General features: G+C 62.2%; 1 protein-coding gene (running past one end of the window). It reads right to left on the bottom strand.

Annotated features, from left to right (window positions below):
• Nucleotides 1-29: 29 nt before the first annotated feature.
• Nucleotides 30-26,602 carry the 3' portion of an autotransporter-associated beta strand repeat-containing protein gene (locus ACFQDI_RS06540; protein ID WP_377164662.1) on the bottom strand. It continues 16,303 nt past the right edge of the window, so the window shows 26,573 of its 42,876 coding nt (coding positions 16,304-42,876); its start codon lies beyond the right edge, outside the window — the gene reads right to left on this strand; it ends in the stop codon at nt 30-32.

The raw sequence follows: 26,602 nt of genomic DNA, 5'->3' as shown, positions 1-26,602 counted from the left end.
TGACCGGGCTTTTTTTGCCCCTCCGCAGGTTACACCGCGCCGTTGCGGCGGCGGCGGCGGAAGAACAGGCCCAGCAGGCCAAACATCAGCAGCAGCATGCGGGAAGGTTCTGGAACCACAACCAGGACACCATAGGTGGTGAAGGCACTGACATCCCAGGACAGGCCTGCGCCGAGCGCGGCAAGGTCCAGATCGCCAGCAATCACACTGGTGCTTGCATCGTAGGTGTTGAAGGCGCCCACATTGAAGCCGCCGCTCATGCTGGCACCGCTCCAGTCGATGAGATTGAAGACCTGGCCCTTCTGCACGTTGACGGTTCCGGCCGAGTTCACCACGATGGATCCCTGACCCCATGCGGCACCCGCACGGTTGCCCACAGACAGGGTGCTGTTGCTGCCGCTCAGATTGATGAAGTCCATGTCCGTGGAGGCTGTCGGCGCTCCTTTGGTGTAAACATCGGCACCTGCACCCAGTGCGGCAAAGTAGTCCTTGGCATTGGTATAGGTGTTGGATCCGATGTTGTAGGTGCCGGAGTAGTCCACCACTGCGGCAGACGTTGGGTTGGTAATGCCCAGCTGAATCTGCGAGCCGGTGGCCACCGTCAGAGCCGTGTTGTCAGCGGTGATCGTCAGCGTGCCCTTGTCTGCATTGGCAGAAGTGACGCCCGGTGTCAGGATGCCGACGCTGTTGACGCCACCCACATTGACCGCACCGGCGATGACGCCGGTCGTGGTGCCGTCGCCAGCAGCCGCAAGGACAGCCGCATTGGTGAGCGAGCCACCTGCTTCGGCCACTGTCACCGCACCAGCACCGGTCAGGCTGCCAGTCACGCGCAGTTCGCCATTGCTGACCGTGGTGCCGCCCGAGTAGCTGTTGCCGGCCGTGGACAGGGTCGTCACACCCGTTCCGGTCTGGGCAAATCCACCCGTGCCAGTGATGGCGGTGGCTGTGAACTGAGTCCCCTGAGTGACAGCGTCGCTCCGGTTCACCGCAAACACACCGCCCGTGCCAACACTGACCGTGCTCGTGGTGGAGATCGCACCGGTCGTGCCTCCGTTGCCGATGGACAGGGTGCCTCCCGAGACGGTGGTGTTGCCCGTGTAGGTGTTCGTCGCAGTCAGGGCCACGGTGCCGGCTCCCACCTTCGTCAGGTCAAAGGCACTGCCAGAAATCACACCGCTGATGGTGAGGACGTCCGTAGCGTTAGCCGCTCCGACCGAGCTGCTGCTGCCCATCGCCACGGTGCCGCTGACGGTGGCAATGCCAGTTCCGGTGAGAGCACCCGTGGATGAGACACCAGAGCCGTTGATCGTCAGGTTTTCTGCAACCGTGACGCCATTGACGTTGAGCGCACCGCCTGCATTCACCGTCGTAGCTCCTGCCGTGGTTCCAAGGCCCGTGGCGTTGGAGACGCTGACAGTGCCAGCATTGATCGTCGTGGCACCCGTGTAGGTGTTGGCATTGGCCAGCGTCAGGGTGCCGGTGCCGTTCTTGATCACAGTGCCGGAGGCACCCGTGCCGATGACACCGCTGATGATCGTGTTGCCAGCTCCCTGGACAGTAAGCGCAAGCCCGGTGCCACCCACAGGTCCGAGGATGGACAGGCTGCCAGCGTCAGACTGGATGGTGGAGTTGCTGCCAAGGGTGAGAGCACCGTTGTAGATGTTGTCGCCGCTGAGGTTGCGGAGTGCACCGGCACCCGAGGCGCCTGCGCCATTGATGGTCACAGCCTCGTTGGCAACGTTGATGCCGCCCTGCAGTTCCAGAGATGCACCGCTGGAGACCGTGGTGGCTCCGGCAATCGTTCCCAGAGCCAGGCTGTTGGCCAGGCTGAGCACGCCTGCGCTCACCGTGGTGGCTCCAGTGTAGGTGTTGGCTCCGCCGAGAACCAAGGTGCCAGCCCCTGCCTTCGTGATGGCTGCGCCGCTCACAGCACCGTTGAGAGTGAGAGCATTGGCCGAGTTGACCGTGATGGTGGCCGTGGCCGCGCTGAGAGCCACGTTGCTGTTGATGGTGGCCGCGCTGGAGCCCGCGTCAGTGGTGATGTTCGTCGCAATGGTGAGCGTGTAGCCGCCATCGCTGTTCAGCACCACGTTGCTGCCGGCGCTCTGTGCATTCACCGTCAGGCTCTTGATGCTCATGTTGGCACCCAGCACCATGTTGTTCTGGTTCGTGTTGCTGGTGGCGGAGAGGAACACATCCGTGCTGGCGCTAGGCACCAGTCCTGTGGCCGTGCCGGCCAGATCCGTCGCCCAGTTGCTGGAGGTGGAGCCGTTGGAGACCGCCCAGACATTGGCCGCGCCGCTGTAGCCGCCCTTCCAATAGGCTGCCGTGAGAGCTGCCGTGGAGGCTGTGTTGAAGTACACCAGAGTGTCCGTGGCTGTGATGCTGGTCACCTTGAAGTTGGTCACGTTGTAGAGGTTTCCGACGGTGTAGGTGCCCGAGCTGCCGTTGGTGTTCACCAGGCCGCCAGATGCTGCCGCGAGGATGGTGGAGGTGGCCCCCGGCGTCTGTCCGCTGAGGAAGTAGGCATCCACAGTGACGTTGCCCGTCACCAGTGCCTTGGCGCCAGTGTTCAGCAGGATGCTGCTGCCAGTGGTTCCCACTTCGACACCCAGACGGCTGCCACCGGCAAGCGTGAGGATCGTGCCCGTGTAAGGTGCCAGAGTCAGCACACCGCCTGTGGTGCCGGTCAGCAGGTTGAAGGTGGCGCCGTTGGCGACCGTCAGAGAGGAGGTGCCTGAAATGCCGTCGATGGCACCGGCAGTGACGTGGCTGACTTCCAGCACTCCACCGCTCACCGTGGTGTCACCATTGTAGGTGTTCACGTTGGTGAAGACGAGCTTCTTGCTGCCGCTCTTGACGACGCTGACGTTGTTCTGAATCACGCCGCCGTAGGTGCTGTCCGTGCTTGGAGTCACGGTGAGTGTCTTCAGCACAGTCGCGCTGTTGGTGATGAAGCCGGCAGAGTTGCTGAAGGCGGCTCCCGTGATCACCGAGCTGTTGAGGTTGCCGATGGAGACATTGTAGCCTCCCAGATCGAGCACACCGCGGCCGGAGGTGGTGACGTTGGTGCCGTTCGGCAGAGCCGTGGCGGAGCCAAGGCGGAGGTAGCCGTTGGTCACGTTGGTGCTGCCCGCGTAGGTGTTGGTCCCGGAGAGGATCACCGTGTCGGCGCTCTGCTTGGTAAGGCCGCCTGCACCCGAGATGTTACCCTTGATTTCAAGGATGACGCCTCGGCCCGTGTCCGTCAGCGCGCTGTTGTTGTTGCCGTCAGGCAGGCCTGAGCCGGGGTTGTTGTCAGCAGAGCGGCCGTTGTCTGTGCCGTTCGCACCGTCTGTCAGCGCATTCTGCCCCACATAGGAGTTGCTCGCCAGGATGACGCTCACTCCGGCGCCCAGCGTGCGGAACACCGCTCCCGAGTTGCCGCTCACCAGGTCATCATTGCGGAGGAAGCCTTCGATCGCACCGCCGTTGAGGGTGATGGTGGCAACCGTGTTGAACTGATCCGCATTCACCTGAAGGGTCGCGCCCTGCAGATTGATGGCGCCGCTGCGCGCATTGTCCACGCTCCAGCGCTCGATCGACGCCGCCTCATAGGTGACTGCCTTGTTGAAGCCGGTGACCATCAGATCCAGCACGCCGTAGCGGCGCACCGTGATGTTCGTCGCGGCATTGCCAAACGCATTCACGTTGGTCAGCGCCACAGCACCCGCCTCAATGATGAGGTTGCCGCTGAAGGTGCTGCTGTTGTCACCTCCGACGTAGAGGTAGCCGTTGCCCCACTTGATGAGGTCTTTGCTGCCGCTCAGGCCGGCGATGTTCAGCCCGGTCGAATTGCCAGAGGTGATCTGGTTGTTCGTCGTGTTTGTCTGAGCGATGTCAATGATCGAGCTGCCGGTGCCGGTGAGGAACAATGTTCCTGCGTTCACCATCGTGCGGTCACGCCCGATGACCATGCGCATGCGAGCAGGAGACAGCCCTGTCGTGTCCGTCGAGAAGACTTCAAGGTCACTGATGCCCACAGTGCGGTCCGAGGTCTGCGTGTCCACATTGATGACGGCATTGTCCACAGTGATGATCCGGCCCATGCTGTATTGCGCCAGCACTGGGCTGCCAGGATTGATGTTCAGCGTCAGTGTGGAGCCAGCGGCGGTGCTTGTGCTGCTGCTGTTGAGCGTGATCGTGCCGCCGTCGCCCGCACCACCAAATGTGTTGAACTGCAGCGTGCCGCCGTTGACCACCCAGTTGCCGGAGAAGCCGCCGTCACCACGGGCAGCAGCCGTCTGGTCCTTGGCAATCGTCAGGTTGCCGGAGCCAAACTTCGTGATGCTTCCGGCGCTGATGTCGCCGTTCATCGTGATGGTGGAGGTGTTGTAGATCACCCCTTCATTGGCGCCCGTGCTGCCAAACTTCAGGTTGGCATTGATGGCAACGTTGGTCGTGATGGCGATCAGACCGCCCACATTGGCTCCGCTGCCGCCGAAGGTGATGGTGTTGAACTGGCCAAACGAGCTGTTGATGTTGGCGGCGTTCATGCGCAGCGCATAGAGATACGGATTGTCCTGCAGCGTGAAGGTACCGCCTCCCGTCAGGTCCACCGTGGCCGTTCCAGCATTGATGCCGGCGTTCACGGTCGCACCGGAGATGATGTTGCTGTAGGCCACCTGCCCGGCCGTTGGTGTCAGCGTGCTCAGCAGCGGCTGGAAGCCTGTCGTGGCGTTGTAGCTCACGAATGAACCGCTTGAGGTGTCGATGTAGTAGCCGGGCAGAATTCCCGTCGGTCCACCCACACCCGAGTTCACGACCCCGGAGAGGGTCGGAAGAGCGGTGTTCCAGGCGGAGACGATCAGGCGCTCCGCATCATCGTTGCCAGCCACACCCAGGTTGCCGGCTGTGCTTGGCGTGATCGCGAGCGTGCTGCCCGTGCCAGTGCGCACCAGGTTGGCCACAGTGAGTTGTGCGGCGCCAGCTGCGAGCCGCTTGTCCAGGCGGATGGAGGAGCCGCGCGAGAAGGTCACAGCACCCACGGTTTCCGTGCTGGTCGTGGTCGCCACGTTGCGGGAGCGGAAATACAGCTGCCCGCCGTTCAGGCTGATGCCGGTGGAGTCATCCCAGCGGTTCGCCAGGTCCACGGCATCGTTGTCCAGCCAGAGCACGGCACCTGGGTGGATGACGACATTGTAGGCATTGGCCGTTCCAGCGGCGTTCAGCAGCGTGGCGTTGCCATAGACCTGCAGCGTGCCAAAGATGTCCACCGTGCCGCCGTTGCCCAGCGGGCCGGCTGTAGCCGTGGAAGTTTCACGAATGACCAGGGACGAGCTGCGGCTGATGATGGTGCCTCCAGTGTAGGTGTTGATGTCAAAGGAATCAACGCCGCCACCGCCATTGCCGGCTTGTGTGCCGATCAGCACCCGCGTTCCCGTCGCCGCTTCCGCCAGCACCCCGGCAAGCCCTGCGGCGCTGGAATTGAGTGTCAGCGTCGTGCTGCCACCGCCAATGCGGTAGATGTTGCCGGATCCAATGCCCAGCGTTTCAAATGCGTAGGTCGTGTTGGTCGCCGCACCCAGGAATGCGGTGCCGTTGCCGATGGCTCCAAGGTTCAAAGCCGTTGCGGGTGCCACATCAAGAGCGATGACACCGCTGGAGTTGCTGGAGAGCCAGGCGGCCAGCTTGCCCTGTGTGAGCGAGGTGCTGCGCACACGGAACATGGACAGCGACGAGCCGGAGCTGATCATCTCGATCTGGCCTGCGCCAAAGCTGATCGCGCTGCTGCCCACCAGGATCTGCGCACCGGGGTTCACCCGGATCGTGCTGCCCCTGAGCATGGCGGAAAGATCCATCACGTTGCTGAGGTTGGTGTCGCCCGAGTTGACGTCGCCAAAACGCAGCAGGCCAGCGTTCACGACGATGCCGAGGCCCTTGGCGCTCAGGAAGCCGGCATACATTCCGCCAAAGGTGCTGGCGGCACTGTTCAGCCAGAGGCTGCTTCCGCCGTTCTTGATGATCGCGGAGTTGCTGCCGCCATCAGTGATGGCGCCATTGAGCAGCAGTTCGGCGGTGCTTGCGTTCAGGATCGGCGTGCCCACAAGGCTTGTGCCGCCGTTGATTTCCAGCACGTAGGAATTGGCTCCCGTGACACCGAGCGAGTTGGAGCCAATCGTCAGGTTGTTGAACACGATGTGCTTGCTCGTGGCAACCGTGGAGACGTTGCGGTTCACATCAATGACTGAGGCGCCATTGATGATGAGGTTGTTGCCAGTCGCATTGGTGCCGATGACGTAGCGCTCGCGGGTGGTAGTCCCCGTGCCATCCAGTCGGAGATTGAGGGTGCCGCCATACATGGTGACGTCCCCGGAGCCGATGCCGCCGGTGGTAACACCGCTGAAGATGGTGGCAAAGTTCACCGGTGTTCCCGTCGTAAGGGCACGGATGGTCAGGCCGCCCTGAACGTTGATCACGCCGCCGGAGAAGGTGTTGATGCCGTTGCTGAAGCCGGTGAAACCATTGCCCAGCTCAAGCGTGCCACCACCAGCGTGGACCAAGGTCGCACCACCGGTGACCTGACCGTAAATCGTCAGGTTGGGGTCGTTGCGGATGAAGTTGTAGGAAGGCGCGCTTTCCATGGTGGCCGCGCTGAGTGTCAGCGGACCGTTGACCTGCAATGCAATGTTGTTGCCCGCATTGTTGTAGAACAGTGTCTGCCCCTGCTCCCCTGGGGATCCGCCAAACAGGATGCCGCCTGTCATAATGCTCAGCGCATTGGTGGTGCCTGCGGCACGGTCGTTGTTAAGGACCGCGTAGGGATTGCTCTCCCCGATGACCAGCCCGAGGTTGAACACTGTGTTCGCTGTGTCTGCACGCAGCTGCAGCTGGCTGCCAAAGCCGTTGAGAACCACCAGACCGTTGGTGCCGGCGATCATCTGCGACAGAGTGGCTGTGCCACCGAGGTTGGCCTGCACTGTGGCAGAGCGGAATTGAATGCTGCCTTGATTGACGATCCAGTTGCCGTTGAAGCTGGCCTGTGCGGCTTCAACGACCAGTGTGCCTGCACCCTGCTTGATCACATTCGTGGCATTCGTGATCTGACCCGTGGTGGTCGGATTCGCAAGAATACCCAGCGTAAGGGTGCTGGCGTTGTAGATGTTTGCTTCCTGCGCAGTGACCCCAAAGGAGATGCCAGGAGTCACAGTGCGGGCTGCCCCGTTGCTCATCAGGCCACCGCTGCGAATCTGGATGCGGTCCGTAGCTGCCGCAGTGCCTGAGGCAAACGTGATGTCAGCATCAATCCTCAGGGCGTAGGTGTCGAGTGCGAGGCCACCGCCACCCACCATCGACGCTGCTCCACTGATGAAGGTGCGCTCAGTCACCACACTGGTGTTGCCAAGTGCTCCGGAGCGGCTGCCGTCAAAGCCTGCATTCACGAAGCCATTGTCCGCAGTGTAGGAAAGGAACTGCAGATCGGTGGCATTGACCATCCAAGGTGCGAGCATGCCGTTGGTGATCCCGCCAAGAGCGGCGATACCGGTGGCTCCCGTGCCGCCGAACAGCTTGATGCGCTCATCGCTGCCAAGGAAGTTGGCGTTCGCAGGGTTGAGTTGCAGCGTGGCGCTGTTGCCAGAGATGGTGACACCGCTGACGACCTGGTTGATCAGGCGGGTGATGTCGTTGCCTGCACCACCACCCAGGACGAGGGTCACCGTGCGGTCGAGCAGGTCACGCTGCACCGCGATCTGGCTGAACTTGTTGAGCGTCACATTGCCCACCGTTTCCGTGATTTCGATGTCACGGTTGCCGATGAGGCGGATCGTGGAGTTGTTCAGTGCGATGGCCGTATCGTCATCCCAGCGGCCCTGGCCGCCATAGCCTTCCAGCTTGTTGGTCGCCAGAAGTCCGGTGGAGTAGTCAAAGCGGAGCTCGGAAGTGCTGCGCAGCGTGACCGTCCCCAGATTGGCCGTGCCAGCAGCGTTCAGGAACGTGCCACCAAGGCCGCCAGCGGTGAGCGTGCCCCAGGTGTCGAAGGAGCTGGTCGTCAGGCTGCCGCGGAATTCAAGAACACTGCCGCGGTTCACCACCGTGCTGCCGGTGTAATTGTTGGCGGTCATGAGAACCACCGTGCCGCGGCCGTTGCCGCCGTTGATGTTGTCGTTGTTCAGCACGCTGAACGGCAGACCGACGATGAGCTGGCTCGCTGCAGTGCTGGAGGCGTCGGTCAGCACATTGCTGTTCGCCATGTCGCTGGACACATAGAGTGTCGCGCCACCCGTGCCCAGGCGGTAAGTGTTGCCTGCTCCAACTCCCAGCGTGGCCGCATTGTAGCTTCCGTTCTGGCCGACGGCATTGCTCGAGGAACCAAGGAACGAAGTACCGTCGCCGATGCGGGCCAGGTTGATGGTCTGAGTATAGACCGTGTTCAGCGCCACGATGATGCCGCCACCAGCTTTGCCAGTTCCGTTCAGCCCGCTGCCACCGGCAAGGTTGAAGTAGGAGGTCGTCTGCGGACCACCCAGGCTGCCGATGACCACGTTGAAGGCCGAAAGCGTGTCATTGGAGGCAAGGCGGATGATGCCGTAGTTGGCCAGCGCGTTGCTCCGCAGGTCTGTCGTGCCTGTCCACCCTGACACCAGGTTGCCCGTGCCGTTGAACTGGATCGCCGCACCTGGGTTGATGAGAATGTTGCCAGAGCCAAGGTTGGCGGTGCTGCTCAGGGTCGTCACATTGCCCTCATACGTGCCAAAGAAGGCCGTGCCGCCGCTGAGAACGGTTCCGCCTTTGTAATTGGAGGTGTTGTCGCTGTTGACGAACAGGTTGCCGCCGCCCTGCTTGAAGAGCGTGCCGTTGCCCGTGATGCCGCCATAGATGGTCACGTTGCCGTTGTTGCCGGTGCGGCTGTTGAGCGCCAGGTAGGCATTACGTACCATCGTCAGCCCGCTAAAGCTGACCGAGAGCTGTTGGTTGTCCTGGTTGTTCGCCACGGTGAGGAAGGCTGCTCCCAGCGGTCCGCCAAAGGACAGCGTGTCAAATTGCAGCGTCTTGTTGGCACCGCTTCCGAAGCGGTCGAGAGTCAGCGCGGCATTGGTGCTGCCGATGTAGGATCCGCTGCTGATGCCTGCGGTCGAGCCAATGATCAGGTCATTGTTGGCGAAGGTGTTGAGCACCTGCATGTTGGCGCTGTTGTCACCTTCGTGCCTCACAAAGAGCGTGCCGCCGTTGAGTGTGACTGAGGCGTTGTTCCGGGCCGCGTTGGTGCCGCCCAGAATGTCAAGGGCATTCCCAGAGAGGCGGATTTCCATGGTTCCTGCCAGGACCTGCCAGGCTCCCACCTGGTTGGCTCCCTGTCCAAGCGGATCTGCCGACCCATCGGGCAGCATGCTGGTGCGGCCGTTGGTAAGGAAGAGCGTCTGCCCGCCAATCTTGGTGATCGTGCGGTTGCCGGCCAGAATCTGCCCGGATATCACACCGCTGTTGACGGTGTTAAGCACCACATTGCTCGAAGCATTCGCGGTCATGTCCAGCGTGCCGGCGATCAAAACGTTGGTGTTCTGGCCGCCGGTCCAGGTCAGCGCTGGGGCGTTCAAGGTTACATTGTTGACCATGCTCCAGGCTATCGGTGCCGTGCTGGTGGCCAGCGCGGAGGTCGTGTTGGCCTGTCCCCAGCTGTTCAGGGCATCCACCGTGATGTTGAGGCCGCTGCCGGCTCCAAACTGCATCACGCTGATATTGTCGATGAACTCGCCAATGGCATAAGGAGCCACTGCTGCCAGGTCCAGGAAACCGCCCTGCAACGTCACACCACCGGTGCCCAGCGCCAGGGTGTTGCGCACTGCCAGCGAGCTGGCAGTGGCGCTTGGCAGCGCCGGATTCGCCAGCGAGGCTGTGATGATGCGCCCCACGCCCACGGTCGTGCCGCCTGTGTAGGTGCTCGCCAGCGGCGTGCCATCCTTGTTGATGGGCTGGTTCAGGGTCAGCGTGCCGTTGCCGGTCTTCACAAGGCTCACATTGCCGGTGATCACGCCCGTGTAGGTGGTGGCCTGTCCGAGGCCGGTGTTCACCGTCAGTGAGCCCGAGTTGCCTCTGACTGTTCCCGTGCCCGTGAGTCCGGCGACGGTGATGTTCTGGTTGTTGAGATCAAAGACGCCTGCGTTGTTGACCGCAAGGTTGATCAATCCGCCGGAAGCCACGGCGCTCTGGGAGGAGAACATCAGCGTGCCTTCCTGAATGGTAAGGGTGCGCAGCTGTGTGGTGGTAGGTGCCATCACATTGCCAGTGCCGGAGAGCAGGAGTGTGCCCAGACCGGCCTTGGTGAAGTCCGTGGCGGTGTAGCTGCCGGAGAGTGCGGAAGAGCCAGTCTGGCCGCCTCGCACAAACACGAAGGCTTCACCCGGCGTGCCCGCCACACCGTTGTCGAACTCAAGGTTCACGCTGAGGTTCGGCGCGCTGGTGGTTCCGTTGATGATCAGACCGCCGTTGATGATGCGCAGCAGCGAGCTGGCGCCGCCTGCGGTGATGTTGCTGTCTGTGCGCAGCGCAAGCACACTGACGGTGCTGTTGGCCACGGCCTGGTCACCGCCGGTGATGTCTGCCAGCGAGGTGGCTGCGGAGCTGCTCAGCACTCCCACCGTGGTGGCATTGTGCAGGGCAAAGCCGGTCGTCGCATCCACGTAGCGCAGGAAGTTCAGGTTCCCGTCGTTCAGACCCAGCCCCACGATGCTCGGAGTGCTCAGCATGCCGCTGGTATTGCCAGGAGCGGTGGTGGTGACAATGAACTTCTCAGTGTTGCCCAGGTCGGAGGTCAGGTTCGAAGAAGTGATCGTCAGCATGCCGGCCGTGCTGCGGGTGAGCGTGCCGGTCAGTGTCAGTGTCGAAGTGGTCGCAGCACCCTTCAGCAGCTGCACGCCAGCCGCGCCGCTGTAGGTCATGGAAGCCACCGAAAGAGCCTGATTTGGCGTAGTAAAGGTCAGCCCTGTTCCGGAAGTCACGGCAGAACTCGTGACCGCACTGAGGGTGACGACATTGCCGCTCACATTGGTGACCACTGAGCCGGCTGTGATGCCCGTGCCGCTGACCGCCATGCCGGGAAGAATGCCCGCGCTGCTGCTGACCGTAATCGTGTAGCCCACCGCCGCCTGCGTGGCTCCCGCCGTCACTCCCACTGGCGCAGCGCCATTGATGGCCTGCAGTTGGATGCCGCCGCCGTTCAGCGTGACCGCACCCGCTCCGAAAGGAGTGCCGCTGGTCATCTGGGTCATGACGAGACCGCTGCTGCCGTTGTAACCGCCGATCGTCAGGCTGCTGTTGGTGTTTGCCGTGGAGTTGAGCACCATGGTTCCGGAGCCAATCTTGGTCAGGCCCTGCGCACCGCTCACTGGCAGCACGATGCTGAAGACATTGCTGCCGGAAACCTCGATCGTGCTGGCCGCAGTCGTCAGCAGGAACTGGTGGGCGGAGGTGAAGGTGCCGCCAACGGAAAGCATGCCGCCTCTCAGGCGCACATCGGTCGCCAGTCCGGCCACCGTGTGGTTGCCCGTGCCGACGGCCAGCGGAGTCAGATCACCGAGGCTGTTGTCCGTGTTGACGCGCAGGACACCGGCGTCAATGAACAGCGACACGCCATAGTTAACGTCGGTCGTGAGCTTGTTGTAGGCAGCGTTGTTTCCTGTGAGCAGCAGGATGCCGGATCCCGTCTTGAGCAGGTTGGCCCCCTGCGCGCCACTGGCGATCAGATTGCCATCGATCTGAACGATCCCCTGCGTCGTTATCACCTGCATGGTGCGATTGCGCAGCGTGCCACCCGAATGCAGGTCCCAGGCTCCGCCCGTGCCCGCATTGTTGGTGTTGATGAAGGTCAGGCTTCCGCGTCCTTCAAACGTCAGCGGCAGATTGGCGTCTGTGCTCAGTGAGGCCAGCGAGTTCGCGATGATGCGGTCAGCACCGTCTGAGCCGAGGAATGTCCCGCCATTCGATGCACCCGCACCAAAGGTCAGCGCCCCAGTACCGAATGGGCTGCTGATGATGGACAGCGCATTGGCCGGACCAGAATAAAGCGCGTTTGCCCCGATGATGATGTGGGCGTTGTTCAGCGTCGTGCCACCCGTGTAGGTGTTCTGTGAGTAGCCATTCGGGCCCGCGCCGATGTAAACCACGCCAGCGTTTAGCGGAGCGGCGGTCGCCGTGCTGCCAATGGTGACGCTGCTGGTGCCGGCGATCGGCCCCAGAACCTCAAGACGTCCCGTGCTCAGGGATTGCAGCGTCACAGCGGCCGTCGCACCGATGCCGCCGGTGATCCGGGCGGTGTAGACGGAGTTGCCCAGGATAGTCGAAGCCGCCGAAATCAGAATGTCTCGGCCAAATACCACCTGCCCGCTGAGCCCCAGCGTGGACCCCGTGGAAATCAGCAGCGCACTGCTGCTGTTGCCCAGCGCACCGTCCGTGTCTGCAAGCACGTCCGTGCCTACGAACAGACCGCCGGTGCCATTGACCGTGGTGGTGCCCGTGTAGGTGTTCATGCCGTTCAGGTAAAGGTTGCTGGCTCCGGTCTTGATCAGGTTGGACCCGGCTCCGGTGATCACACCGATGATGCTCATTTCACCCGTGTTCTCGATGGTGCGCGTGCCACCGACACCGTTCGGTGCCAGATTGACCGTGCCGCGCAGCACGAAGTTTGTGCCAGCCGTGCGGAAGTCACCCACCAGATCCACCGTGTTCAGCAGGCTGATGCCGCCTGCGCTGACAGCGCCTTCCTGGCCCTGGCCAACGTTGGTGCCTGTGTTGCTGGTCTCGCTGACGATCAGCTTGCCGGATCCAAGGGCAAAGTTGTTGCCGATGTTGAGCGTCGAGCCGCGGTTCGCATAGGTGTTCCCAGTGTAGTTGTTCCGTGTGTTCAGCGTCAGGTTGAAGTTGCCGTTGATGACAGCCAGGTTGTTGTACCCATTGCCGCCCACCATGGCGCCCACCTGGACGGAAGTGTTGCCGGTCAGAACGTTTTCAAACGCCCCGGCACCGATCTGCATCGTGCCTTGGTTGCCACCGGCGCCAAAGCGGTAAACACCGTCAGTCGAAGCGCCCAGCGTCGAGGCAAAGTAGATCTGGTTGATGGCACCGCTGGTCATGGAGCCAAGCCAGAGGTAGCTGCCGCTGGCACCACGCAGCGCTGTTTCCATCGCTCCCATGTCCAGTGCGCCATACTGCACACCGTTGTCGAGGGAGATCACGCCAAGAGCTGGCCCCGTGCTGTTCAGCTGCACCTTGCCATTCGTTGCCCCGGAGGTCGTGAGGATGCTCAGGATGCCCGCCTGCGTCAGCGGCGTACCGTTGTTGTTGTATCCGAACGACACACCGGAGAAGCCCATGGCATCGCTCGTCGCCGTCACCTTCTGCAGGGCAATGTTGCTCGCATCGGCCAGGCGGATGATGGTTCCAGGCAGAAGGTTGATGTCACCTTTGCCGAATGGCGTCCCAGTCAGCGTCGTGCTGCCCACAAGGCTGGTCGCGGTGTTCTGTGTGGAAGCCCAGACTTCCAGCCCGATCTGCCCTGCTGTGCCGAAGGTGTTGGTCCCGTTGGCAAACATCAGGCCGCCGTTGCCATACTTGATGAGCTTGCCATTCGCACCACCCACGACCTGACCTTCCAGAATCGTCTGGTTCGCCGAGCCGAAGGACGCGCCGATTGCATTGCTGTTGGCTCCGAGGGTGGTGGTGCCGGTGACGGTGATGCCGTTCTGCGAGAAGTTGAGGTAAATCGGAGAGTTGGCTCCCAGATCAGCAATCGTCAGGGCTCCGATGCGCTGCATGATGCCCGTGTTGTTGTTCGTGATCGTCGTGTCAGCATTGACCGTGATGTCACTGCCGATGTTCCCGGTGAAGCGGGAGCCACTCAGGATCTGCGAGTCGCGGCCGTCATTGTTCGAGATCAGGCTGTCAATCACCAGCGTGCCGCCATTGATGACAATGCTCTGGCCGTTGGTCACAGTCTTGATTGCGCTGCCACCGGCGTTGGAGACCGGATTGAAGAGGTTGAGCGTTCCCTGGTTCAGGGTGATCGCGCCGGTGATGTTGTTGCTGCCAGTCAGCGTAAGGGTGCCGGTTCCAAACTTGATCAGCCCCGTGCTGTTGATCTGGGCGTTGATCTGCGCTGTGCCGCCGCTGGCGGTGAAGATGACAGCCTGCGCAGGGAAGTTCAGGGTCATGGCCAGGCTGACCCCGGTCAGTGTCGCCGACTGCGCCTGCAGCGGGTTGATAATCACTGTGCCGGAGGTGTTGTTGAAGAGCAGGCCGCCGCTGTTGATCGTCAGCGCGTTGAAAGTGGCTGTTCCCGTGATGTTCTGGTTCGTGCGCAGCGCATAGACGCTCGCATTGTCTCCCAGCGTTTGCGCTCCACCGCTCACATCCACGATGTCGGTCGTGGCAAGACCGGTCGTAAATGTGCCGGCAGTCGTCATGCGCTTGTTGTACTCGATCTGGCCTGCGGCCGGTGTGCCGGTGCTCAGCAGCGCCTGGAAGCCTGAGCCGATTCCCATTGGGTTGTAGCCCACGAAGCTGTTTTCCGTCGCATCCACGATCCATGGAGCCAGCATGCCGCCATTGATCACCCCGGAGCCATTGCTCGTGGTGCCACCCAGCGCCCCGATGGAGGTGAGGCCGTTGGTCAGGACAAAACGCTCATAGGAGGTTGCGGTTCCGGTAGGAATCCCGAGCGTCGAAGCGGTGTGCAGGATGCTCAGGGTGCCGTTCGTGCCACGTGTGATGTCCGCCGCTTCCAAGGTCGCAGAACCTGCGCCCGTTGCACGGACCACCTGGATCGTCGAGCCCTTGCTCACCGTCAGCGTTCCCATCTTCTCATAGGACTGGGCGTTCGCCACCCCGTTGAAGCGGAACGTACCACCGTTCAAATCCTGGCCGGTCGTGTCTTTCCAGCGCCCCTGACCGCCGGCTTCCTGGCCCAGCTGGTCATTGATGATGATCGTGCCACCGGGGCGAAGAACGATGAGGTTGTTGTTCGCGTTGCTGACAGGGTTGTAGAAGGACGACGAGCTGCTGATGCCGTTGGTCGGCGCCACCACCTGGATCGTTCCATAGACTTCCACCGTGCCGGTGCCCAGCGGCGTCTTGCCCAGAGTTCCCACTTCGAGCGAGAGCGTCGATCCTTTGCTGATCGTGGTGCCGCCGGTGTAGTCGTTCGAGTTGCGGATGGAGACGGTTCCCGCACCGTTGGTGATGCCGCTGCCCTGCAGGTTGCTCAGCTGAGAGCCGATGATCACCCGTGCGCTTCCAGTAAGCACATTGTCTGCACCGGAGAATGCCAGCGTGCCGCCATTGTTCGCGCCCAGGCGATAGGTGTTGCCGGCACCCACTCCAAGGGTGGCCGCCATGTATTCCACCACGGTGTTGTTCAGGTACCCGCCAAGGAAGAAGTTGCCGTCCCCGATCTGCGCCATGTTGAGCGCAGTGGTAAAGGTCGGCACGGCCAGCTGCAGCACAGCACCATAGCCACCGTTCAGGCTGATCAGAGAATTCAGCCCGGTGCCAGGATTGTAGTCGTTGTCCAGCACGAGGGCGGACAGGCTGTTGATGTTGCTGTTCAGGTACAGCGCCGTTGCACCGCCAAGGCTGCCATTGCCAGCGATGCGCAGCGCGGCGCCTGGGAGAACGCTCACCGGGCCGTTGCCGAAAGGCGTGCCCGTCGTGCTCGTCACCTGAAGCGCACCCACCTGGATGTTGGTGCCGCCCGTGTAATTGTTGGCATTGCCGGAGATGCGCAGGGTGCCATAGGTCGTTCCGCCACCGCCAAACTTGTTCAGCGCACCCGTGCCGGTGATCAGGCCCGCAAGTTCAAGGAACTGCGTGGTGCCTGTGCTCGTGTTGAAGTTCGCATAGGCACCGCCGAGCGTCGTTGTTCCTGCCACCTTCAGCGAGTAGCTGTTGCCACCGGTCAGCGTCAGCGAGTTGTTGGCCACTGACAGCGTGCCGATCTGGATCTGGTTGCCCGTATTCGCGCTGACGCGGTCCACGTTGATCGTGCCATAGCCTGTGACCGCCACATCGAGCCCGAGCGTGTTCGGATTGCCAAAGATGATGGTGCCGTTCGGGCCGCCGCCGTTGCTGTTGAGCGCAAGCGTGCCGCCATTCACTGTCACCACTCCCGGCGTGGTGTAGTTGGTGCCTCCGTTGACGGTGTCAGCACCGCCCAGGCCAAATGGATCCTGCACGGTCAGCTGGCCGCGGTTGATGATCACGCCACCTGTGAAGCTGTTCTGGCCGGAGTAGGTGTTGTTCGCGGTGATGTTGCCCAGAGTCAGCGTGCTGGTGCCGTCTTTGACCAGAGCCGTCTTCTTCGTGCCGCCTGCCAGTGAGTCGGTGATCTGGCCGGAATAGGTCGTGCTCGTGATGCCGATGATCTGCAGCACGCCGTTGGCAGTGGAGGATGTGTTGCCGACCACGCCGCCCGATCCCGCCAGGCTGGCCGTTGTCACGCGGATGCCGTCAACATCAAGATTGCCGATGTCGTTGAGCACCAGGCCGCCTGTCAGTCTCGGCAGCGCGCTTACGTTGCTGATGCTCAGCAGCCCTTCGTTGACCGTGATGTTGCCGAGGATGTTGTTGACACCTCCGAGGACAAGATCTCCCGCACCGTAGATGGTGAGGCTCTTGGCGGTGATGTTGCCGTTGATGGTGGCCGTGTTTCCATTGGAATAGCCGCCGCTCACATAGATCAGGCCTTCACCGGCAGTCGCACCACCCGTGGTGCCAAACGGATTGAAGAACAGGTTGGAGCTGATCGTCGGAGCAAGGCTGCCAACACCATTGATGAGCAGGCCGCCCATGTCTGTGGTGCTGACGGAGCGGATGCGCAGCGTGCCGCCGCTCAGATCCGCGGTGGTCTTCAGCGCAAAGACATCCACAATGCCGGAAAGCGCAGTCGCTGTCGTGATGCTGACGACGCTGGCTGAGGTCGCCCCGGCAAACGTGTTGGTCAGCAAGGAGCTCGGAGTCGCGTTGATGAAGCCCACTGTCGGGTCATAATTCACAAAGTCCGCCGTCCGGTCCGTGGGCGATGCCACCGCCAGGATGCTCGCCGCCACGATGCCGGCATTCGATCCGGCACCGTAGTTGTTGAGCGCCTGCAGGCCGGCAACGGTCGAGGTGGACTGTCCAAGTACCGTGCCGCTCAGGATGCGGGCGTCTGAGCCGCTGGTGTTGCCCAGCACGGCTCCATTGCCCGGCATCAGGATCAGTGTGCCCGCATTCTGGCGCGCCAGGGTGGTCGCAGTCAGCTGGATGTCGTTGCCCATCTGCGCGTCGAGGCGCACGTAGGCCGCACCGTTGAAGTTGAGCGTCGGAATCGTGAAGGTCGCCCCCGGTCCGTTGGTGTTCACCTGCAGAGTACCACCATTGATCGTCACTGCGGTGTCACCAAATGGGGTGCCACCCGTCGCCTGGGTCATCACCGTCGCTCCATTGCTGATGGCCGTGTTGTCATGGGCGTTGGCACCGCTGATGTTGCCGTTGAGAATCACCGTGCCCGCACCGTTGAAGGTCAGCAGCCCGGTGCTGTTGGCCGTGAGTGCGTTGATCGTCAGGGTCTTGCCAGCCTTCACGCTGATGCTGCCTGCTGCAGTCATGGTGATCACCCGGTTGGTCGTCATGTCGTCTGTGACGCGCAGGAAGCCACCGTTGAAGGTGATGCCGCCTGGCAGCACCGTGGAGCTGCCGGCAGAGCCGAGATTGGCATCACTGCTGATGCTGAGAATGCCTCCGGAGAGTGTTGTGGTTCCCAGATAGGTGTTGTTGCCAGTCAGCACCAGGGTGCCCACACCAGACTTCGTAAAGCCCGTCTGCGCGCCGACGTAGGTGAAGTCTCCGCTCAGGATGCCCGATGCGGTCAGCACCACCCCGGCGCCCACGTCGATCGTGCTGTTCTGGATGAACTGGATGTTGTTGCTCAGCGTCTGGCTCTTGTCCCAGCTTGCCAGCGTGCCGCTGTTCATGCTGATGAGACCGGCTGCAAGGCCGCCTCCCACACTGCTGCTCAGCGCCAGCGTTCCCTGGCTGACGGCGGTGCCACCGCTGTAGCTGTTGCCCGCGTTGGTCAGTTTCAGAATGCCCGCACCGGTCTTCACCAGCATCGCAGCACCCGTGATCTGGCCGCTCACGGTCACAATGCGGTCCGTTCCTGCAATGCTCAGGGCGCGGTAGGCGGCCCCGCTCAGGTCCATCGTTCCGCTCAGAGTCAGATCCGTCTGGCCCAGCGGTCCTGCACCGATGAAGGCGTCCGCGGCAAATGCTCCGGCCGTGTTGCCCGGTCCCGCCAGCGCTGTCAGCACACTGCCTGCAGTAAAGTTGATGTTGTTGGCCAGCGTGAATGGCGTCAGCAGGATGGAGTTCGAGCCCGTGCCCAGACCTGTCTGATTCGTCTGCAGCGTGCCGGCGTTGAAGGTGATCGTGCCAGTCCCCAGCGCATTCACATCACCGATCTGCACCACAGCGTTGCCGTTGATGGTTGTGCCACCGGTGTAGTCGTTCGCGCTGTTGATCACTACTGTGCCGGAGTTGCCGATCAGGTTGGCTCCGGGTGTGCCCGTGACCACCCCGACCACCACTGCGTTCGCGCCGGTCAGCACAGCGCTGTTGATGTTCAGGGTGCCGCCGCCCGTGCCCAGGCGGTAAATGTTGCCGCTGCCTGCTGTCAGCGTGCTCGCTGTGTAGGTGCCGGTCAGGCTGGATCCCAGGAACAGCTTCGTGCCGGCCTGGCTCAGAACGGTGCTGTAACCGCCCACGTCAATCGCCACCGTGCCATCTGCGTTTGCATAGGAGGAGACAAAGCTCGCCGTCGGCACCGCACCGTTGTAGGCCACGGCCAAAATGCCCAGTCCGTTGACGTCTGTGTTCACCGTCACCGAGGAGGCGGTCCCCAGATTGGCTGCGTTGGTCACGCGAAGCACTGCTCCAGGATTCACGACCACGCTGCCGGTGGTCAGCGCCTGAGCGCCGATGCGCGCTTCCAGCGTGCCCTGGTCGATCGTGATGCCGCCGGTGTAGGAGGACGAGCCTCCCAGCAGCAGGGTCGCGGTGCCGGTCTTGGTGATCGATGATGTCGTGCCGCTGAACGCCCCGAGGACATTCAGCTGATTTGCCGTGAAGATCGTCGTGGCCGTAGACGCATTCGCCGCCAGCGCCCCAAACACCGTGGAGGTCTGTCCGCCCTGCACACCCAGCGTGTTGGCCCCGCTGCCCATGGTCACCGCACCGATCGCGGTTCCGCTCGCTGTCGCTCCAAGGATGCCGCTGCCGCTCAGATTGACGGCGTTCTGCACAAAGACATTCGTGATCGCATTGTTATAGGTGCCGCCATTCAGGGTCACCGTGGCTCCCGCAGTGTAGAGCGAGCCGCCCAGCGCATACTGCGCACCCACGTTCAGCGCACCGTCATTGACGGTGATGCTGCCAGTCAGGCGTGCGTTCGAGGCTGCATTCATGACCAGCACTCCTGCCCCGTCTTTCACAAAGCCCGTGATCGTGGTGCCGCCAAAGGCCTGGCTGATCGTGGAGGCCACGGCTGTGTTGCCCTGGAAGGGGTTTTCCACAGTGATCGTAGGCGTCGCCGTGCCGAAGGTCACAGCACCGTTCAGGGTCAGGTTCTGCGCAGTGACGCCAAAGATCAGCTTCGTGTTCGCCGTGATGGCATTGGTGATGGTGATGGCACCGCCACCTGCAAGGATTTTGGCACCGTCGGTGATGGTCAGCGTTCCTGTGCCGAGGCCCGCTGCGTTGCCGATGACGATTGAACCAGCCGTCAGATTGATGCCATTGGTGAAGGTGTTGGCCGCATTCAGCACCAGCGCGCCGCTGCCAGACTTCGTGATGGCTCCGCCCGCGCTCGTGATCGGCGCGGTGATGATCAGGCCGTCCGCAGACTGACCGGAAACATTGATCACAGGTGCCGCATTGCTGAAGGCCAGCGCCGTGCCGGAGATGGTTGGCGTGAAGGCATAGGTGTCATTCACCACGGTGATCGCATTCGCCGCAGACAGCGTCAGTGAGGTCGCGGCGGCAACCGTCGGCGTGGCCTGGCCGCCAGTGTTGTTAAAGGTGAGGCTGGCCAGCGTGTTCGTCCCGACCATGGTCAGCGTTCCGCCGCCGTTCATCGTGACGTTGGACGTTGCTGCAATCTGCCCTTGGTTCGTCACCATGGTCACCGTGGCGTTGTTGATCACCAGGTCGCCCGGCACCTGTGCAATGCTTGCCGCACCGCCCAGGCTCAAGAACCCCTGGTTCACGATGGTCGTACCCGTGTAGGTGTTGGCGACTGTTCCTGCCAGCGTCAGAGTGCTGGTTCCGGATTTCACCAGAGACACGCCCGTTCCCGTGATGCGGCTGCTGATCGTCGCCGTGTTGTTGGTATAGACAAACAGTTCCGAGACGCCAGAGGTGATGTCGCCTCCGGTGATCACGCTGGCGTTACCGTTCAGAATCACACCACCCGTGGCGATCGTCAGCACGTTGGCCGCAGTTTCAGTGATCGTGGCCGCTGCGCTCACGCGGAGTGAGTTGATCGTACGTGTGGTCACGCCCGAAACGTTTGCGGAGACAGTGATGTTGTCCGTGCTCGTGCCGGCGGTCAGTGCATTGGTGGAGTAGAGCGGATAGCCAAGGGTCCCCAGCGCGCCCACACCGCCTGCTGTTCCGCTTGGTGTGATGTATCCGGCAAAGTCTGTGCCGTTCACCACGGCCCAGCCACCGATGATGCCATTCGCAAGAGTCGGTGCTGCAGTGATGATGATCTGGCTGTTGTTCGTGCCGCCCAATCCCGGATTGGTGCCCGTAAAGTTGAGGGTGCCGCCAGCATTGCGGGTGAGGCTTGCCAGCGTCAGCGTGGACGCCGCCACGGAGTTGGACGCAGGCGTCACGGTCACCGTGCTTGCGCCGGACTGGATCGTCACCGCTCCCACGGTCGCGCTGCTCTGGGCGCCAAGATAGGTCAGCGTCGAGCCCTGCAGGGAGATGGCTGCCGTTACGCGCTGGCCCGGAAGGTCTGCCGTCGTGTAAAGCCCCGTGTCATCCAGGGTCAGTCCGCCAAAGTTCACCGTGACACCGGTGGTGCCGGACAGGCGGCCTTTGTCACGCAGCAGCAGCGTGCCGTTGCGCACCACTGTCGCGCCCGTGTAGGTGCTCGTGCTGGTGAGCGTGGTCGTATTGTTGCCAGCACGGGTGAAGTTCAGGTTGCCAGTGATCTTGCCCGCAAAGGTGGCGTTGGCGTCATAGGTGGCCGTGAGGGTCGCCACGGTCAGGCTGCTGTTCGTCACCTCACCTGCAGTGTCCGCCAGCGAAGAGACGCTGTCGATCCTGCCCACCGCCTGGTTTTTGCCGTTGATGTCCAGCTTGCCGCCGTTCACGCGCACAGAGAGGAGCGTTGGCGTCGTCGCCGTCGGCAGCACCGTGAGGGTGTTGTCCGCACCGCTGTTCAGGATCAGAGTGCCATCGTTGATCGTCGTCTGGCTGCCACCTGTCCAGTACTGCTGCTTGTTGATGCTCATCGTCCCGGCTCCGCTCTTGATGAAGCCGTTGCTGCCCTGCATGTAGCTGTTGAAATTCAGCGTGTTCACCGTGTCCATCTGGTGCACGATGAACTGGTTGCCACCAGCCTGCACGATGCCGTTGCTGAAACCGCCGCTGGCATCAAAGACCAGCACGCCACCGCTGCCTACCGTCAGCACCGCAGCATTGTTGATCCCGCTCAGCGCTGCTCCGGTGTTCAGCGTCAGGCTGTTCACTGTCAGCGTTCCAAATTTCTGCGAAGAAGTCATCGCCACGTTGGAGTTCGTGCTCACCGCACGGAACAGTCCTGGCGCAAGTTCCGCTGCCGTTAGCGCACGGAAGCCTCCTGCCGCGGAGTAGGTGGCAAAGCCCTGGCCCAGACCGCTGACGCTCGAGTCGACCAGCACATCCGGACGGATGCTGATCGTGTTGGACCCATCTCCTGTGCCACCGCCGAAAGTATTGCCAAAGGTTCTGACAAAAAGGTTCGCCACGTTGGCTGGTTGAGCAGTGCCCAAGCCCGTCCCGCGGATCAGCATCGTGGCACCACCCGTGATGCTGCCAAAGGTGCCTGCCGTGAAGGAGAGCGACTGGCCCGCGCCGGCGGTCAGGGTGATGATGCTGTATCCGTTCGCCGCCTGCAGCGTTCCCACCGTGCCGACGTTGATGCTTTCAGAGCTGCTGGAGCTCGAGCTGCCAATGATGTTCAGGCGCCCGCCGCTGACATTGACGGTCCGGCTGAGCACGCCGACTCCAAAGTCAGTGCCGCCCAGACGGTTGCTCAGGTTGGCTCCGCTGTTGTCCAGCGTCAGTGTGCCCCCGGTCAGCAGGGTGTAAGTGCCAAACTTCGTGCTGCCCGCAGCGCCGCTCAGGTTCACCGCACCCTGGGAGACTGTCAGAGTTCCGGTCGTGATCGAGTAGTTTCCGGCCGCGCTGTCGATCGTCATGTTGCCGGTGCCGATCTTGTTCAGATTGAACGCCGTGCTCACCTGGGTGGCGGAGCCAAAGATGCCCGAGAAGGTGAAGTTCGAATTGTCAAAGCCTGTGCTCAGGGTCGATGCGCCAGCGTTGTTGGTCACCAGCCCCGTGCCCGTGATCGAACCCGTGACAACGTTCACACCGTTGATGTCCAGCGTGCCTGCCGTCGCGAGGCTGATCTGCGAATTGCGGGACAGGCCGTTCGTCGCACCTGCACGCAGGGTGCCATCGCTGATGGTCGTGATGCCCGTGTAGTTGTTCGCAATGTTGGACAGGGAGAGAATGCCAGCTCCGTTTTTGGTGAAGGCGAATGAACCGGTGTAAGCCGCCCCCAGAGTGCCGACCACCACCGGACTTTCCACCGTGATCGTCCGGGTGCCTCCGCCAAAGGTGACCAGCCCGTTCAAGGCAAGATTGTTCGAAACGACACCGCCAAAGATCAGCGTGTTGCTGCTGTTGGAAACCGTGATGGCGTTGTAAATCGTCGTACCGGTGCCGATAAGTTTCACGCCATCCGCCGTCAGGCTGATGGTGCCGAGGCCAAACGCACCGCCCATCACAATGCCTGATGAAACTGTGTCAGAGGCGCCGGCGATCAGTGAGCCCGCACCCAGCGTGATGCCGCCGGTGAAGGTGCTGAGCGCACCGCTGAAGGACAGGGAGCCGCTGCCAGCCTTCACCAAAGAGCCGTTCTGAACAATGCCGGAAATGACAAGGTCATTTGGAGACAGACCGGAGGTCGTGATCGTGCGTGAGCCACCGGCGAGGTCGATGCCGCCCGAGATCGTCGGCGTGAAGCTGAGGCTGTCATTCACCGAGGTGATGCTGCTGCCAGCTCCCAGGGTCAGGCCGCCGTAGTTGAGCGTGTTGGTGCCGGAAACCGTCGCATTGTTGGACAGTGTCACTGTGGAACCGCCCACGGCGGTGATCGTGGTGCCAGCAGGGATCCCCAGACCCGTGACCAGCATGCCGACTGCAAGGCCTGCCGGTGCCACTGTGACCGTGTTGCTGCCCAGCACCGTTGTGGAGCTGACGGCGTTGCCCGTGGCATTGATGGCCGGAGCCACCGTACCGCCGCTGTTGTTGAAGGTGATGGTGCCGGTCAGCGTGTTGTTTCCGATGTAGTTGAGAATACCGCCGCCGTTGATGACGATGTTGCCGGCGCTGGCGATCTGGCCTGCATTCGTGGCCATCGTCACCGTCGCATTGTTGATCGTCAGGTTGCCAGGGATCTGGGCAAGCGCAGCAGCACCACCCAGGGTCAGCGTGCCCTGGTTCACGATGGTGCCACCGGTGTAGGTGTTGGCCACCGTGCTTGCGAGCGTGAGGGTGCTCGTACCGGATTTCACCAGCGCCATTCCCGTTCCAATGATCTGGCTGGAAATGGTGGCCGTGTTGTTCGTGTGCACATAGAGCTCAGAAACGCCGGAGGTGAGCGTGCTGCCCGTAATCACACTGGCCGCGCCGTTCAGGATGATGCCGCCCGTTGCTACATTCAGCGCACCAGTCAGCGTAATCGTCGCAGCCGCACTCACACGGAGTGAGTTGATGGTCCTTGCCGTAACGCCAGAAACGTTCGCTCCAACGGTGATGTTGTCCGTGGCCAGTCCCGCTGTCAGGGCTGCGCCCGAATAGAACCCGTAGTTCAGGCTGCCCAGGGCTCCAACACCACCCTGCGTGCTGGTGTTGGTCATGTAGGTGGCAAAGTCGGTGCCGTTCACCGTGGCCCAGCCACCGATGATGTCATTGGTGAGCGTTGGAGCGCTGCCGTTGATCTGAGTCAGCAGAATCTGGGAATTGCCGCTTCCAGCCTGCCCAAGGTTGGTACCGGTGAAGTTCACCGTGGCACCAACGCCACTGCGGAGAAGGTTGCCGATCGTAAGAACGGCTGTGCCTGCGTTTCCGGCAGTGGAGGTGATGATATTCGCACCGCCTGCTGCTGCTCCGCTCTCAAGCGTGACCGTTCCCAGCGTCTCAGTCGTAGCCAGCCCCGGTGCACCGGTCAGTGTCAGTGTGGCACCGCGCAGAGTGACGGCATTGCTGTCAGCCACCCGGTTCGAGTTGGCGTAAATGGTGAGGTTGCTGTTGTCCATGTTCAGCGCACCGTAGTAGATCTTCAGCCCTGCTGTGCTGCTCAGGCTGGCGTTGTCTCTCAGCTGCAAGGTGCCGCCACGGATGATCGTCTCACCAGTGTAGGTCTGCGCAGCGGTCAGCAGGGTGGTGTTGTTGCCAGAACGCGTGAAGGCCAGTGAACCGTCGATGACTCCGCCAAAGTTGCCTCCACCGGTCGAGGTCAGCACTGCCGCCGTTGCACTGGTGATGGTTCCACCGGTGCCAGGCAGGATGTTGGTGCTGCCGAGTGCTCCCACCGCCTGATTACGGCCATTGAGATTCACCGTGGCGCTGTTCAGCGTGAGCGACTGCGTACCGACAGCCGTGGCTGTTGCATTGACCGCGATGGTGTTGTCCGCAGCCGCGTTCAAAGTCAGCGTGCCGGCGTTGACCGTGACGGTGCCGGTGGTGAAAAGCCCCTTGGAGAAGGTGGCGTTGCCCAGGCCGTCCTTGGTGAAACCATTGGCCGCCGTGTTGAGGATGTAGCTGTTCACCGCGATGTCTCCCAGAGCGTGCAGCCAGAATGTGGAGCCACCGCTGGAGATCTGACCGCCATTGAGGCCGGTGTTGCCTGTCTTGGCCAGCAGGGCGATGCCGCCCAGGTTCAGGATGCTTCCCGTGTTGAATCCTGTCAGCCCGCCGCCGCTCAGCAGCGAGGCCACGTTCACCGTGTTGGTCGTGAAGGTCTGGCCGCCGCTCAGTGTGAGGTTGGCGTTCGTAGCGTTGATTCCTGCGATCGATCCGATCATCTCGCTCGCATTGAGCAGACGGTAGCCGACGCCAGGCGTGTAGGTCACAAACCCCTGCCCGCTGCCGGCGGAGGAGTTGTCACCGATCGTGTCAATGCGCACGCTGACATTCGCCAGCCCCATCACCGCACCACCGCCGCTCATGGCGACGCTTGAGCTGAAGACATTGGCCACTCCGGCACCAGGTGCAGAGCCGAGATTGTCGCCACGGATCAGCCAGCTCGTTCCACCGCCCAGCGCAGGCGTGGAGGCCAGGTTCAGCACCGTGGAGCCACTGCCAGCCACCAGCGTCAGAGTATTGGCTCCAGCCCCGTTGTTGAGCGTGCCCACCGACTCGTAAGAGCCGGAAGCCGCGCCAATGATCTTCACTTCACCACCTGCCACAGTCAGGTTGCGGCTGTTGCCGGCAGCGGTGGCATTCGGCCCGCCAAGGCGGTTGTTCACAGCGGTGGTCGAGTTGTCCAGGACCAGCAGCCCCGTGTTGTTCACCGCATAAGTTCCAAAGGCGGTCTGTCCGTTGCCTGACAGGGTCACCGTTCCGCCATTCACCGTCAGCGTTCCGGTCGCCGTGCTGCCTGCACCGGTGAGCGTCAGGTTGCCGCTTCCCACCTTCGTCACGTTGAGCGCGGCGAGTGTCGCCGCATTGTAGGCAAGGAACTGGCCCGCAAAGGTCGTGTCGGAGTTGTTCAGGCCGACCGTGAGCGTGCCGCTGGTGCCGCTGTTGTTCGTGATGATGCCGGCTCCGCTGAGCTGGCTGATCGCGTCGCTGAATCCGTTCAGGTCCAGGGTGGAGCCCGCCACCATGCTGAAGGTGGAGAAGTCTGGAAGAACGTTCGAGGCTCCCAGGAACAGCGTTCCCGCGTTCAGCGTCGTCGCACCTGCGTAGCTGTTGCCGGCAGACGACAGTCGCAGCCCGCCATTGCCAGCCTTGGTGACGCCACTGGATCCGCTGCCTTGCAGCGCGGCCGTGATGTCGAGGCTGACAAGCGCCAGCCCCGTGGTCGTGATGGTTCGTGCCGAACCGCCCAGATTGACGACACCCGTGGTCGGCGCTGCAGCCGTACCTGCCGCACCAGTCGCGGAAAGGACGGCTGGAAGAGTGAAGCTGTCATTGCTGGCCGTGATGTTGTTGCCCAGCGTGAGCACACCAAACCCAACGGCGAGCGTCGGAGCGGCGGTGCCGCCTGGATTGTTGAAGGACAGCGTGCCGTTGAGCGCGTTGTTGCCAATGT

The sequence above is a fragment of the Prosthecobacter fluviatilis genome (assembly GCF_042655725.1).
GTDB lineage: Bacteria > Verrucomicrobiota > Verrucomicrobiia > Verrucomicrobiales > Verrucomicrobiaceae > Prosthecobacter > Prosthecobacter fluviatilis.
This window is presented reverse-complemented; position numbering and strand designations above follow the sequence as displayed.